Genomic DNA, 13,268 nt, shown 5'->3' on the forward strand with positions numbered 1-13,268 from the left:
GGGCACATTTCCAGCGACATGCATCAGACCAACTCGGCGAACAGGCTGTTGTAGCCGGTCCTTGTGATTCGTACGTCGATAATGTCACCGATTCCGCCGGCCTTGTCGTCAACAATAACCGGCTGCAGCCAGGGCGAACGGCCAACTTTCTGGCCGGCCTGCCGGCCAGGCTTCTCGATCAGCGTATCGATGGTCTTGCCGACCAGGCTCAAGCCGAAATCCTGCTGCTGCTTAAGGAGCAATCCTTGAAGCCGCTGCAGCCGCTCGTCCTTCACCGCTTCCGCGACATGGCCATCCATTTCGGCGCCCGGCGTGCCGGGACGCGGCGAATATTTGAACGAGAAGGCCGAGGCATAGTTCACCTCGCGCACAAGCTCCAGCGTGGCCTCGAAGTCGGCATCGGTCTCGCCGGGGAAACCGACGATGAAGTCGCCGGACATGGCGATATCGGTCCGGGCGGCGCGGATGCGCTCGATCAGCGCCAGATAATCGCGCGCCGTATGCCGGCGGTTCATTGCCTTGAGAATGCGATCGGAGCCGGACTGCACCGGCAGATGCAGATAGGGCATCAGCGCCGGCAGGTCGCGATGCGCGGCGATAAGTTCCTCATCCATGTCGCGCGGATGGCTGGTGGTGTAACGCAGCCGCGCCAGGCCAGGGATTTCCGCCAGGCGGAACAGCAGGCGGCCGAGGCCCCATTCCTCGCCGTTCTCGCCCAGACCGTGCCAAGCGTTGACGTTCTGGCCAAGCAGCGTCACTTCGCGCACGCCGGCCTCAGCAAGGCGCTCGGCCTCGGCAACGATCTGCGCCACAGGGCGCGACACTTCGGAGCCGCGCGTATAAGGCACGACGCAAAAGGTGCAGAACTTGTCGCAGCCTTCCTGGACCGTCAGGAAAGCGGTGACGCCGCGTTTTGCCAGTTCGGCGCGCTTGGGCTGCGGCAGATGCTCGAACTTGTCCTCGATGGCGTATTCGGTCTCGACGACCTTCTTGCCGCCGCGAACGCGCGCCAGAACATCGGGAAGCCGGTGATAGGTCTGTGGACCGATAACCAGATCGACCGCAGGCGAGCGGCGGATGATCTCGGCGCCCTCGGCCTGGGCCACGCAACCGGCAACGCCGATCAGAAGCTCGCGGCCGGCCTCGGCGCGCTCGGCCTTCATGTCGCGAATGCGGCCGAGCTCGGAATAGACCTTTTCGGCCGCCTTCTCGCGGATATGGCAGGTGTTGAGCAGCACCAGATCGGCGTCCTCGACGGCGTCGGTGGCGACATAGCCGTCGGCGGCCAGCGCATCGGTCATGCGCTGGGAATCGTAGACATTCATCTGGCAGCCATAGGTCTTTACGAAGACCTTTTTCGCCGTCGGGCCAGTGCCTGCCGAAGGCTCGGCCGCAATGCCGATGTCGTGGCTTTCAATCGTGTTCAGTTCCATCGGGCGGCTTCTACCGCCTTTTGGTGACAAAAAACAGACGATTCTGGCTGAGCTATCGGCTAGGCGCCGGGTCGGCGAGGGCGGCCTGCATCATGTCGCGTACCCGGACTTCCATCAGCCTTGCCGTTTCCTTGCGGTTCGAGCCCTTGGAGAACGCCACCGGCTCGCCGAAATGCACCTCGGCGTCGAGTGCGCCTTCGGCAAGCAGGGTTTTCAGATGCGGCATCAGATCCTGGTCGCCGATCCAGGCTGAAATCGGCCGGTGGCGCCGGCCCATCGGCACGCCGTGGAGCCGCGTGTAAGCGATCGCCACCGGCTGGATGAAGACTTTGTCCGCCGCGCCTTCCGAGATCGCCATTGAAGCGGCGCCGAACAAAGTGCTCTTGAACGGCAGCACAATATTGCCGTCAGCGGTCGAGCCCTCCGCGAACAGCACCATGGCGTCGCCCTTGGCCATGCGCCTGGCGATCTCGCTCGCCTGGTCGCCGGAGGTGCGCTTGCGCTCGCGCTCGATGAAAACGGTGCGCTGCAGCTTGGACAGCATGCCTATCAGCGGCCAGCCCTCCATGTCGGCCCTGGCGATGAATTTAACATCGACGAAGGAGCCGAGCACCATGATGTCGGTCCAGGAAATGTGGTTGGCGGCGACCAGCAGCGGCCGGTCCTTGGCCAGCGTGCCCTTGACATGCACGCGCATCCCCAGCGCCCTCAGGATCATGCTGTGCCAGATTTTCAGGATGAAAGTTTCGGGCCACAGCCCGGTCTTCATCGACAGGATCTGCAGCGGCACCAGCACCAGCGAGCAGACGACGACATAGGCGAACGCCAGGAAAATCCGCAATTTCTTGATCATTCGCTCCGCCCTAACCGGCCTGTCGCTAGCGAAGATCGCGGCGCATGACAAGCGCGCCGGTCGGACCGTGCTCGGTCGAGCGGTAATAGTTCAGCCTGTGGCCGACCTGGTTGAAGCCGAGCCGGCGGTAAAGTGCGATGGCCGGCGCGTTGGTCTCGTCGACCTCGAGGAAAAGCGCCTCGGCGCGCTGCGCATGCAGTTCGCGCAACACCGCGTCCATCAACTGCCAGCCGAGCCCCTGGCGGCGATGCGAGCGGGCGACCGCCACGGTCAGGATTTCGCCCTCGCCGGCCGCAAGCCGCGCCAGCACGAAGCCGACCGGCGGTTTTGCGCCCTGCCCGGTCTCGCGGGCGGCGTAGCCGAACACGGTGTCCTGCTCGAGCAGCGCCGCGAACTCGCTGTCGGTCCAGGGCCGAACGAAATCTTCCTCATGCAAGGCCGAAACGGCGGCACTGTCCGCAACGGTCAGCGGTTCGAGCGCATAGTCCCTGCGGCGCGGTTGGAAGAAAGGTATCCGCATCAGGGTTTTTTCTCTCCCGGGTCCTGTCTCGGCAGGATGAAGCCGGCCTGCGGCTTGGCATCGGCGCCGCGCAGATAGAGCGGTTTCGGCCTGTCGCCGGACCGCCTGGCGGCAGCCAGCCTGGCATAGGTGGCGATGTCGGCGGTCGCGCCGACCGGCCCGGTGTCGAAGGCGCGTGCCGACGACGTGGTGATTTGCGGCGCGGCCGTGCCGGCAAGGACAGGGTCTTCGCGCTGCGCGATGGCCGTGGCCTCGGTAAGATCCGTCACGGCCGGTCCGTAAGTCAACGCTAACGCTTTATCGTAGAGCGCCGCATGGATTTCCTCGCGGCCGGCATCGAGCGCTGCGAGCACCGTACGGCCCGGAAAGTTTGTGGCGGCCTCGGCCGCCAGCGCTTCCAGCGTCGTCACACCGATCGCCGGGATCTTCAGCGCAAGTGCCAGGCCGCGCGCCGTCGAGACGCCGACGCGAAGGCCGGTGAAGGAGCCCGGGCCGATCGAGACGGCGATCGCGCCGAGATCGCGATAGGCAAGCCCGCCATGGGCAAGAGCCGCCTCGATGACGGCCATCAGATGTTCGGCATGCCCCTTGCCGAGGTCGAGCACCTGCCGGCCGAGCTCCTTGCCGGCGTCCGCGTCATAGACGCAGGCGGCGCAGAGACTGGCGGCGCAGTCGATGGCAAGGATATTCATACGGGCAGCTTCATATGGCCGTTAACGAGCTGGATCGAAACACAATTCCCTCTGCCCGGCATGGCCCGCCGCCGCAAGGGCCAGCACGCAAAAAGTTAAGCGGCTTCGGTTCCGCGCAACACTGCCGATCAGGCAGAACGTCAGGCTGAGGCGGCGATGCGCAGCATGTGATTGTCCCAGACATAGTCGGGCTCGGAACGCGTCACGCCGGCGTCGCCGACGATCTGGCCGGCGCCCGTGGTCGCCATGAAGCCGGGGCCGTCGGGCGCGAGACCGCAGACTTCGACCAGCGATTTTGTTGCGACGACACGGCCGCTGGCGGCATCGATCACGGCGAAAGAATTGCCCTCCGGCGAGGTGACCGCAACGGTGCCGGTCGCGGCATTGGCGGCGACCGAGCCGATATAGTTACGGAAGCCGGAGAGCACGTCCTGCGGTAGCTCCAGCAGTTCGAGCTCCTTGCCGCGCGTGGCGCGCCCGACCAGCGCCGGTCGGTCGGTCGCCGGTCCCCGGTACTGGCAGCCGAACCAGACGGTGCCGGCCCGGTCGCGGTCCATGTGGCGGATCGACAGCTGGTGCAGCGCCGGCGGCAATTCGTGCTTCTCGATCAGGTCGCCGGTGATGCGGTCGACCAGCGTGTAGGACGGCTTCATGGTCGCGATGTTGAGCTCGGCGCGGCCGAAATCAGGATGGGTTTCGATGCCGCCATTGGCGATCGCCAGCGTGCGGCCATCGCCGAGCAGGAGCAGCTCGTGCGGCCCCATGCCATAGGTCGGGAACTCGCCGATGCGGTTGAATTTCGAGCGCGCATCATAGATTCCGACGACACCGGCGGCATTGTCGAAGTCGTTCTCGGTCGCATAGAGCAGGGCGCCGTCGGGCGAGAACACGCCATGGCCGAAGAAATGCCGGCCAGCGATGCTGGCGATGGTCAATGGCTTGTCGCGCCCGGCATGGTCGAAGACGACAGCGAAAGTGCCTGGCTGGCGGGCAAAGACGACCGAACGTTTCGACACCGGATCGAAGGTGACGTCATGGCCGCGATCCGGCAGATCGATCGTGTGCAGGATCTTGCCCGCTTCAGAAAGCACCGCGGCGCCGAAGCCGCCGTCGCGTTTGACGAAGGCCGTGGCGAAGATCGCGTCGGTCGCAAGCGTGTCCGCCCAGGTGCGCGGCGCCATGGCGGAGGCGAAGCCGGCGCCAGCGGCGCGCAGGAAATCGCGGCGATCGATGAGGGGCGTCTTCAAGAGATGGCCCTCTCTTGCGTTGGCTCGTTGCAAGACACGGCAATTCCGACGGGTCGGAACGAACAGGCACCTACCGACAGTTGGGGTGGGTGATCGCGGACGTTGGCGGTTGGCGGAAGCCACCAGAACTTCGTCATCCTTGGGCGAAGCAGGAGCGCAGCTCCGTCGCGGAGACCCAAGGATCCATGCCGTGACCTTCGCCGGAGGGCGCAACGGAGCAGAATTCTGCACCGTTGCACCGCTTTGATGTCACGGAATGGATCCTCGGGTCTGCGCTGCGTCGCTACGCTCCTTGCTCCGCCCGTGGATGACGATGGGAGGGGTGTCTCGGCCAACCTCGAAAGCAGGCGGTCCCCCAAAGCAGCAATGTTCGAATGACGAAAACCTCTCCGCCAGGAATGATCCTTCAAAACCCGCCCCTTTTCCGCGATCATCGCTCAGTCCCCATCCAGCGAGGAAAAGCCGGCGGTCAAGCCGAACTCGGCGGTCAATCTGGTGCCGATCAGGGTCGAGAGGCTGGAGGTGATCAGCGCGAAATGCTCGAGCTTGTCGCGCAGCGCCGGGTCGGCGAGCGCCCTGTCGATCGGGCCGTCGACCGATTTCGCCGTTGCCACGCCGTTGGCGAGCTGGATGTGGATGGATTCGGCCATCCACCGAGCGTCGGCGGGCAGCGCGTCGCCAAGCTTTGAGGCCTGGAACAGTTGGTCGATGCCGGACAGATTGCCGGCCAGCGACGCGCTGGTGTTCTGCGAACGCCAGTAGATCGCCTGCTTCGGCTTATCAGCATCGGGCTTCGCGCCGAGAAACCCCTTGAGGCGTACGTCGCGGATCATTTCCAGCTCGTTGATGAAGACGCCGACCAGCTCCGTCACCGCTTCGGTGCCGTCGCGATAGAGCGGGTTGTTCGGACCGGGATTGGCCCAGAGCGATGCAAAACCGTCCGGCTTTTGCCAGGCGTCGCGCACCTCGGCGGCGATCGTCTCGATGTTGCCGGCCACCGCCGCGCCATAGGCGCAGCGATAGGGATCGTCCTTTTTGGCGAGCGTCTCCGCGCCGTCGCCGTAAAGCACATATTCGAGCGCGCCAAACCCCTGCATGGCGACGCTCTTTTGCGCCAACTGCGCCGGATCGGCCGTTGCCGGATCCTTCGCGGCGAGCGCGGCCTGTACCTGGCGCAGGCCGATGCTCTTGCGGTCCGGCCAATAGAGCATGCGCTCCAGCCGGTTGTTCTCCTTGATCGGGCCGAAGGCGATGATCTCGGCGACCGACCAGGCCTCGACCGTGCCGGAAAATTCGGAACGCGCCGCCTCGAGGTTCTGCTCGGAAGGCGTCTCGCAGAGCTGGTGCATCGCCTTGGTCAGGCCGGCAGCATGGTCGTCGAGGGCGGCATAGGCCGGGCGGACGAAACCGTCGATGGCGCGGCCGATGACATCGGAGGCTTTCACCGCCGCCGACGCCGGCAGGACGGCAGCGAGCATAAGCGGAAGAGCAAGGGCCAGGCGTTTCGACATCAGAGGGACGCGTTTCGACATCAAAGAGACTCCAGGAATTTGATCAGCGCGTCACGGTCGGCCGCGGCGGCGCCGACGAAGCGGTCGCGCGCCTTCCGGCCCTCGCCGCCATGCCACAGGATTGCCTCGGCAAGCGTGCGGGCACGTCCGTCATGCAGGTAGAATGTGTTGCCGTTGACCGTCGCGGTCAGCCCGATGCCCCAGAGCGGCGGCGTGCGCCATTCGCTGCCCGTGGCTTCACCGACCCGTTGCCCGTCAGCCAGCCCTTCTCCCATATCGTGCAGCAGGAAGTCGGAATAAGGCCAGATCAATTGGAAGGCCTGTGCCTTATTGGGCGTGCCGCGCAGGGTGACGAATTTCGGCGTGTGGCAGGCAATGCAGCCCATTGCGTAAAACTGCTTCTTGCCGGCAAGGACATCCGGCTTGTCGAGGTCGCGGCGCGCCGGCACGGCCAGGTTCTGCGAATAGAAGGTGACGAGGTCCATCACCGGCGGCGGTGCTTCCGCCGCGCCGAGGCGCTGCTGCACGCCGTTCGGCAGGGAAAGGCACGCCTTCTCGGCCTCCGTGCAGTCGCCCCAGTGCTTCGGCATTTCCGGCGTCGAGATGCCGATGTCGCCGGCAAAGGCGTCGGCCGCCTGCTGGCGGATCGAGGCGGTCTGCGCCTTCCAGCCGAAGCGGCCGAGCGTCACCTTGCCGCTCAGCTCGTCGCGCACGATGTTGGGCCTGCCCGAAATACCATCGCCGTCGCGGTCGTCCGGATCGGCATGAGCCAGGATATCAGCCGGCGCGATCTGCTCGATCAGGCCTAGCCCGATCATCGGCGGCGTCAGCCGAGGCGACAGCGTGGTGCGCGGATCGAGCGGGCCGTAGCCGGGATTTTCGACGGAATAGGTTGGCTTGCGCAGCGAGGCGACTGTGCCGTCGCCAAGCGTCACCTTCTCTTCGGAATAGTCGACGCGCATGCGGCCTTCGCCCTTGAGGCCGGGAACCGCCAGTTCCTGCAGCTGCGTGCCGTAGACCGGATCGGGGAAGTTCAACGCCTGGTGGTCGTCGAGTGCCGCCTTTTCCTCGGCGCTGCTTGCGTCACGCGCGAGCCGCAGGAACATCGAGGTGGTGCCGGATCCTTCCGGCGGACGTCCGCGGCCGTCCTTCAGATGGCAGTTCTGGCAGGCGCGCTCGTTGAACAGCGGGCCGAGGCCGTCGGAGGCCTGGGTCGAGGACGGCGACGACACCCAGTTCTTGCGGAACAGCGCATTGCCGAGCTTGAAGGTGCCCTCTTCCTCGAAAGTGATGTTTGCCGAGGACTGCGAGAAGGCATCGCGGTTGACCTCCTTGCGCGAGGTGCTTGCGCCGCCCTGCATCAGCTCGAACGGTTCGGGCTTGGTGAAGTCGCTCGTTGGCTTGGTGACGGCCAACACCCGCGCCTGGTCTTTCGGCGTCAGATCGGTGCGGCTGGTCGGCAGCCCGGGGGGATCGCCGGCCCAAGCGGGCGTGGAAAGTGCGATCGCCAGAAAAAGCGAAGCCCCGCGACAGATCCTGGATCGCGGGCTCTTCAGGGATGGCAGGCCGCCAGTTGCGGCCCGCTTGCGGCGCGAAAAATCTACGGGGCGCCGCATGCCCGCATGTCCTTACTCCGCCTCGTTGGCCGAGTCGGCGTTGAGCTGGCCGTACTTTTCCTCGCCGATCGAGGCAAGCAGGTCGAGTTGCGTCTCCAGGAAATCGATATGGCCTTCCTCGTCGGTCAAAAGCTCCTCGAACAGCTTCATCGAAACGAAATCGCCGGCGTCGTGGCAGATCTCGCGCGAGCGCTTGTAGGCGGTGCGGGCGTCATATTCGCCGGCAAGATCGGATTCCAGCACTTCCTTGACGTTCTGGCCGATGCGCAGCGGCGCCACGGACTGCAGGTTCGGATGACCTTCGAGGAAGATGATGCGGGCGATCAGCCGGTCGGCGTGATGCATCTCCTCGATCGATTCGGCCCGCTCCTTCTTGGCCAGCTTGGTGTAGCCCCAGTCCTCGAGCAGGCGATAGTGCACCCAGTACTGGTTGACGGCTCCAAGCTCCAGAAACAGAGCTTCGTTAAGCCGCTCGATGATCTGCGGTTCGCCTTTCATGGGTTCTGCTCCCGTATTGGACGCGCAAACCTCTCACGCGGTCCAGGTGTGAAACGATGTCCACGTCGCCCACCTCTGAGCGCGCGTGGTAGTTCTCGGTGACCCGAATGATCGTTTCCACCACATTTGGGAAGCAGCCGCAACAGCGACCACGCTTGCGCATCGCATGATAGACCTTCGCGGGCACGATCAGCTGCCATGGATCTTCATCCAGCAGGCCGACGATCGTCTGCTCGATCTCCTTTTCGGTAATGATGTTGCAATGGCAGATCAGCATTTGCTTGCTCTGGCTGGCGGCGCCGGTCCGGCGCCGCTTGGCTTGGTATTGGGCTCTACGGCCTATTTGAACACCTTGTCGGGCGCGTCGAGGCTATCGGAGCCTTCGAAGGCGATGGCGTTGAGCTTCAGCGTGCCGACGGCGCGCTCGATCGACTTGGTCTGGTCGACCAGCGCGTCGATCGCCGCCTGCACCGTGGCGTTGCCTTCAGTGTTGCCCTCGGCGATCTGCTGGTCATAGGCCTCGCCGGCCAGCGCGCGCGCCTTGATGGCTTCCATCTTGGCGACGGAGACATCGAGCTTGTCCGACAGTTCCTTGTCGATCGCCGGATCGGCGGCCTTGACCATGTCGTGCACCGACGGACCCGCAACGACGGTGCCGTCGAGGCGCGTATAGCTGGCAACGTAGGCAGCGCGGATGCCGATCGCGTCATAGAGATGCGAGATATAGGTGTTGTCGGAGAAGCAGTCATGCTCCTCTTCCGGATCATGCAGCAGAAGGCCGAGCTTCATGCGCTCGCCTGCCAGTTCGCCATAGGACAGCGAGCCCATGCCGGTGAAGATGGTGGAGATGGCGGTGTTCGGCTCGCCATCGGTGAGGGCCTTGCGCGCAGCGCCGTCTTCCTTCCAGTTGCCGACCATTTCCTGCAGGTCGGAGACCAGGAGATCGCTCGCCGACTTAAGATATTCGGCGCGGCGGTCGCAATTGCCGTTGGTGCAGTTCTTGAGGTCGTAGTCGGTGTAGGGCCGCTCGCCGGCGCCCGGACCGGTGCCGTGCAGATCCTGGCCCCAGAGCAGGAATTCGATGGCGTGATAGCCGGTCGCGACATTGGCCTCGACGCCGCCGGCCCCCTGCAGCGTGCCCGACAGGAATTCCGGCGTCAGCTTCGAGGCATCGACCTTCTTGCCGTTGATCTCGATTTCCTTGTTGGCAATGACATTGGCCGTATAGAGCGCGTTCTCGTCGGACTCGGTGCCGTAGCTCTTGGCGACATAGTCGATCAGCCCTTCGTCCAGCGGCCAGGAATTCACCTTGCCTTCCCAGTCGTCGACGATCTTGTTGCCGAAGCGATAGACCTCAGTTTGCTGGTAGGGGATGCGCGCTGCCTTCCACGCCTCGCGCGCGGCGCTCAATGTGTCGGCCGAGGGGCTGGCGATGAGCGCGTCGACCGCCTTGTCCAGGGCCTGCGCCGTGGTCAGCGAATCCTCATATTTGGCCAGCGCGATATCGGCATAGGTCTTGATCACTGCCTTGGCGTCGGTCTCGGCTTTCGCCGGCAACACGAAAACCGCCGCCGTCAGTGCAGCCGTGGCGCAGATCGCAGCCAGCCTGCTGCCATTACGTGCCGTCATTATCTTTCTCCAGTTCCTTGGAAATTCAACAAAAGGCGCATGCGTCCACCGGCGCCGAGGCATGAACATGCCAGAAAAAATGGTGGCCGCGCCGATGCGCGGTTCGCGATAAAAAGTCATCCACTTGCCTCCAATCGAAAGGGTTCAAGGCCCAGACATCAAAGGAATGCGCTTTGCGCGCAGCTCTCCATAAAGCGATGGAGGGGCCGGAAGTCAACTGGTACGGCCGAGAAAATTCAATTGAAACAACAGTTTAGAATTATTCTAAACTACAACTATCAACTTTAGAGCTGCTGCTTCCCATGGTGCTACGGTTGACAGGCGGCCATCCTGGGTGCGACCCGGGCAACGGTCCTTGCGGCGGCGGCAGACAATCGCCATCTCGCGCAAGAGCCTAGATTTCTAGAGCATGATGCCGAAAAGTGTGAGGCGGTTTTTTGGACGACACCATGCTCTATCTCTTTGATCTAGAGACGGATTCAGATTTCAGGTCGAACCGACCTGAAATCATCCGGCTCTAAGCAAAAAAGGATTGCGATGACGAACGGGGTTGTGATTGTCGGTGCCGGTCATGCCGGCGTGCAGGCAGCCGCCAGCCTGCGCGAGGAGGGCTATGACGGCCCCGTCGTGTTGATCGGCGACGAGCAGGAACTGCCCTATCACAAGCCGCCTTTGTCCAAGACCTTCATCAAGGATGCCGAAGCCAAGCCGCAACCGTTGCGCGGCGAGGCTTTTTATACCGGCAACGCCATAGACTACCGCCCGGGCGTGTGGATCGACGGCATCGACGCCCGCGCGGGCCGGTTGACCATCGCCGGCGGCGCAACGCTCGGCTTCGACCGGCTGATCCTGGCGACCGGATCGCGGCCGCGCTTGCTCAAGCTCGACGGCACCGACCTTGCCGGCGTGGTCTCGCTGCGCTCGATCGCCGACGCACGGCTTATCCGCGAGCTCAGCGCACAGACCGAGGATGTCGTCATCCTCGGCGGCGGCTTCATCGGTCTGGAGATCGCGGCGACCTTGAGGGCCGCCGGCCGCAACGTCACCGTCGTCGAGGCCGTGGACCGGCTGCTCGGCCGCGCCGTCGCGCCGGTCATCGCCGCGCATGTGCGCCAGCGCCTGGAGGCGATCGGCGTGCGCATCCTGACCGGCACCACGGTCGCCCGCCTGGAGGGCGAAAACGGCCGTGTCTCGGCCGCGATCACCTCCACCGGCGAACGCCTGCCGGCGCAGATGGTGATCATCGGCATCGGCGTGGTGCCGAATGTCGAACTGGCGGAAGCCGCCGGTATCGCGATTGCCAACGGCATCCGTGTCGACCAGCATATGCGGAGCTCCATTCCCGAAATCCTCGCCATCGGCGACGCGGCTTCCTACCGCCATTGGTTCACCGGCGGCGACGTGCGGCTGGAATCGGTGCAGAATGCCACCGACCAGGCGCGGCTGGCCGCGCGCACCATCCTCGGCCATGCCGAGCCTTTTGCGGCCGTGCCGTGGTTCTGGTCGGATATCGGCGACATGAAGCTGCAGATGGTCGGCCTGACGCAAGGCGGCGATCACCATGTGGTGCTCGGCGATCCCGCCGAGAACAAGTTCTCGATCTACCACTATGCCGGCAACCGGCTGCTCGGCATCGAATCCGTCAACCGCCCGGCCGACCACATGCTCGGCCGCAAGATGCTCGGCGCCGGATTCTCGCCGGCGCCGGAAACGGCAGCGGGCGGGCCGGATGCGCTGAAGGCGGCGCTTGCAGCCTTCAGTGAAAGCGAGCCGGTAAGAGCCGCTGGTTAAGCCGCCCGCGCGTCGCGGATCGAGGTCTCCAGGATATCCAGCGCCTCATTCATGACGCCGTCCTGGATGGTGATCGGCGACAGGAAGCGGATGACGTTGCCGTAGACGCCGCAGGTGAGCAGGATCAGGCCCTTGTCGAGCGCCTTCAGCCTGACCGCATTGGCGAACTCGGCCGACGGCAGGCTCTTCTTCACATCGTTGAACTCGACGGCGTTCATGAAGCCCGGGCCGCGGATGTCGACGATCTCCGGCACGTCGTCGCGCAGCGATTCCAGCCGCTGCTTCAGCCTGGCGCCCAGCGTATTGGCGCGGTCGCAGAGCTTTTCCTCCTCGATGACGTCGAGCACGGCGTGCGCGGCGGCGACGCCGATCGGGCTGCCGCCATAGGTGCCGCCGAGGCCGCCGGGGCCGGGCGCATCCATGATCTCGGCGCGGCCGGTGACGGCCGACAGCGGGAAGCCGCCGGCAAGGCTCTTGGCCATGGTGGTGAGGTCGGGCGCCACGTCATGATGGTCCATGGCGAACATCTTGCCGGTACGGGCAAAGCCGGTCTGCACCTCGTCGGCGACGAGCAGGATGCCATATTGGTCGCAGATCTTGCGCAGGGCCGCCATGAAATCGCGCGGCGCCTCGTAGAAACCGCCCTCGCCCTGCACCGGCTCGACGATGATGGCGGCGACGCGGTTCGGATCGACATCGGCCTTGAACAGCTTGTCGAGCGCGGCGAGCGAGTCGGCGACCGAAACGCCATGCAGGGCGACCGGGAACGGCGCGTGGAAGACGTCGCCAGGCATGGCGCCGAAGCCGACCTTGTAGGGCACGACCTTGCCGGTCAGCGCCATGCCCATGAAGGTGCGGCCGTGGAAGCCGCCGGAAAAGGCGATGACCGCCTGGCGGCCGGTGGCGTTGCGGGCGATCTTGATCGCGTTCTCGACCGCCTCGGCGCCGGTGGTGACGAAGACGGTCTTCTTCTCGAACTTGCCGGGCAGCATGCCGTTCAGGCGCTCGGCCAGCCGCACATAGCTTTCATAGGGCACGACCTGATGGCAGGTGTGGGTGAAGCGGTCGAGCTGCGCCTTGACCGCCTCGATCACCTTGGGGTGGCGATGGCCGGTGTTGACGACGGCGATGCCGGACGAAAAGTCAATGTAGCGGCGCCCCTCGACATCCCAGATTTCCGAATTCTCGGCGCGATCGGCATAGATCTGCGTCGTCATGCCGACGCCACGCGAGATCGACTGGTTCTTGCGTTCGGAAATCGCTGAATTCTTCATCTCATCCCTCATCGGGCGCAGGGCCCGTTCCGTTTGATCACTTGTCTTCTGACCTTATTTCACGTTTTGCTCAAGTCGGCACCATGGCCCAGTCGATTGGGCCTGCCGGATGGCGCGGAACGATCTTAACCAGCAGAGCGGCACGCGTGCGAGAACGGTTTCCTTTTCGCCGGGATCGATTATCCTTGCCTCATCCGCGACCGC

At 64.5% G+C, this 13,268-nt stretch carries 12 protein-coding genes; 1 reads left to right on the plus strand and 11 read right to left on the minus strand.

Features of this window, described 5'->3' with window-relative positions:
- Positions 1 to 23: 23 nt before the first annotated feature.
- From miaB to FJ988_RS01260, 10 genes are all read right to left on the minus strand, one after another.
- On the minus strand, positions 24 to 1,433 hold the full coding sequence (miaB, locus tag FJ988_RS01215; RefSeq protein WP_140814917.1) for a tRNA (N6-isopentenyl adenosine(37)-C2)-methylthiotransferase MiaB: 1,410 nt from the start codon (positions 1,431 to 1,433) through the stop codon (positions 24 to 26).
- A 52-nt stretch (positions 1,434 to 1,485) separates the two neighbouring features.
- Positions 1,486 to 2,286: a 1-acyl-sn-glycerol-3-phosphate acyltransferase gene (locus FJ988_RS01220; RefSeq protein ID WP_140814919.1), complete on the minus strand. Its 801-nt coding sequence runs from the start codon at positions 2,284 to 2,286 to the stop codon at positions 1,486 to 1,488.
- 25 nt (positions 2,287 to 2,311) lie between these two features.
- A complete protein-coding gene (gene rimI, locus FJ988_RS01225; RefSeq protein WP_140814921.1) occupies positions 2,312 to 2,806 on the minus strand; it encodes a ribosomal protein S18-alanine N-acetyltransferase in 495 nt (164 codons plus the stop codon).
- Positions 2,806 to 3,498, minus strand: a complete 693-nt coding sequence (tsaB, locus tag FJ988_RS01230; RefSeq protein ID WP_140814922.1) for a tRNA (adenosine(37)-N6)-threonylcarbamoyltransferase complex dimerization subunit type 1 TsaB — start codon at positions 3,496 to 3,498, stop codon at positions 2,806 to 2,808. Before tsaB ends, rimI begins: the two co-directional genes overlap by 1 nt.
- Before the next feature lie 140 nt (positions 3,499 to 3,638).
- The gene (locus FJ988_RS01235) at positions 3,639 to 4,745 is read right to left on the minus strand and encodes a DUF1513 domain-containing protein (RefSeq protein WP_140814924.1); all 1,107 of its coding nucleotides are present in this window, start codon (positions 4,743 to 4,745) and stop codon (positions 3,639 to 3,641) included.
- Between the two features lie 437 nt (positions 4,746 to 5,182).
- Positions 5,183 to 6,256 carry an imelysin family protein gene (locus FJ988_RS01240; protein ID WP_140815328.1) on the minus strand — a complete coding sequence of 358 codons (1,074 nt, stop codon included), beginning with the start codon at positions 6,254 to 6,256 and terminating at the stop codon, positions 5,183 to 5,185.
- A gap of 20 nt (positions 6,257 to 6,276) precedes the next feature.
- The gene (locus FJ988_RS01245) at positions 6,277 to 7,872 is read right to left on the minus strand and encodes a di-heme oxidoredictase family protein (RefSeq protein WP_140814925.1); all 1,596 of its coding nucleotides are present in this window, start codon (positions 7,870 to 7,872) and stop codon (positions 6,277 to 6,279) included.
- 12 nt (positions 7,873 to 7,884) lie between these two features.
- Positions 7,885 to 8,370 carry a bacterioferritin gene (bfr, locus tag FJ988_RS01250; RefSeq protein ID WP_140814926.1) on the minus strand — a complete coding sequence of 162 codons (486 nt, stop codon included), beginning with the start codon at positions 8,368 to 8,370 and terminating at the stop codon, positions 7,885 to 7,887.
- Positions 8,336 to 8,647 (minus strand): (2Fe-2S)-binding protein, encoded by a 312-nt coding sequence (locus FJ988_RS01255; protein ID WP_140814927.1) that lies wholly within the window; start codon positions 8,645 to 8,647, stop codon positions 8,336 to 8,338. The genes bfr and FJ988_RS01255 overlap by 35 nt, the downstream gene beginning before the upstream one ends.
- A gap of 62 nt (positions 8,648 to 8,709) precedes the next feature.
- Positions 8,710 to 9,999 carry an imelysin family protein gene (locus FJ988_RS01260; RefSeq protein ID WP_140814928.1) on the minus strand — a complete coding sequence of 430 codons (1,290 nt, stop codon included), beginning with the start codon at positions 9,997 to 9,999 and terminating at the stop codon, positions 8,710 to 8,712.
- A gap of 537 nt (positions 10,000 to 10,536) precedes the next feature.
- On the opposite strand from FJ988_RS01260, the gene FJ988_RS01265 reads away from it, so the two are divergent.
- On the plus strand, positions 10,537 to 11,790 hold the full coding sequence (locus FJ988_RS01265; protein WP_140814929.1) for an NAD(P)/FAD-dependent oxidoreductase: 1,254 nt from the start codon (positions 10,537 to 10,539) through the stop codon (positions 11,788 to 11,790).
- On the opposite strand, the gene FJ988_RS01270 is transcribed toward FJ988_RS01265, so the two are convergent.
- Positions 11,787 to 13,064, minus strand: a complete 1,278-nt coding sequence (locus FJ988_RS01270; RefSeq protein WP_140814930.1) for a 4-aminobutyrate--2-oxoglutarate transaminase — start codon at positions 13,062 to 13,064, stop codon at positions 11,787 to 11,789. The two genes, FJ988_RS01265 and FJ988_RS01270, sit on opposite strands and share 4 nt — an antisense overlap.
- Positions 13,065 to 13,268: the final 204 nt, after the last annotated feature.

It is taken from the genome of Mesorhizobium sp. CU3 (assembly GCF_006442965.1).
Lineage (GTDB): Bacteria > Pseudomonadota > Alphaproteobacteria > Rhizobiales > Rhizobiaceae > Mesorhizobium.

Excerpts from the sequence above, each read along its gene's own strand:
- miaB (WP_140814917.1), bottom strand. The coding sequence starts at position 1,433 with ATGGAACTGAACACGATTGAAAGCCACGACATCGGCATTGCGGCCGAG.
- FJ988_RS01220 (WP_140814919.1), bottom strand. The coding sequence starts at position 2,286 with ATGATCAAGAAATTGCGGATTTTCCTGGCGTTCGCCTATGTCGTCGTC.
- rimI (WP_140814921.1), bottom strand. The coding sequence starts at position 2,806 with ATGCGGATACCTTTCTTCCAACCGCGCCGCAGGGACTATGCGCTCGAA.
- tsaB (WP_140814922.1), bottom strand. The coding sequence starts at position 3,498 with ATGAATATCCTTGCCATCGACTGCGCCGCCAGTCTCTGCGCCGCCTGC.
- FJ988_RS01240 (WP_140815328.1), bottom strand. The coding sequence starts at position 6,256 with ATGTCGAAACGCCTGGCCCTTGCTCTTCCGCTTATGCTCGCTGCCGTC.
- FJ988_RS01245 (WP_140814925.1), bottom strand. The coding sequence starts at position 7,872 with ATGCGGCGCCCCGTAGATTTTTCGCGCCGCAAGCGGGCCGCAACTGGC.
- bfr (WP_140814926.1), bottom strand. The coding sequence starts at position 8,370 with ATGAAAGGCGAACCGCAGATCATCGAGCGGCTTAACGAAGCTCTGTTT.
- FJ988_RS01255 (WP_140814927.1), bottom strand. The coding sequence starts at position 8,647 with ATGCTGATCTGCCATTGCAACATCATTACCGAAAAGGAGATCGAGCAG.
- FJ988_RS01260 (WP_140814928.1), bottom strand. The coding sequence starts at position 9,999 with ATGACGGCACGTAATGGCAGCAGGCTGGCTGCGATCTGCGCCACGGCT.
- FJ988_RS01265 (WP_140814929.1), top strand. The coding sequence starts at position 10,537 with ATGACGAACGGGGTTGTGATTGTCGGTGCCGGTCATGCCGGCGTGCAG.
- FJ988_RS01270 (WP_140814930.1), bottom strand. The coding sequence starts at position 13,064 with ATGAAGAATTCAGCGATTTCCGAACGCAAGAACCAGTCGATCTCGCGT.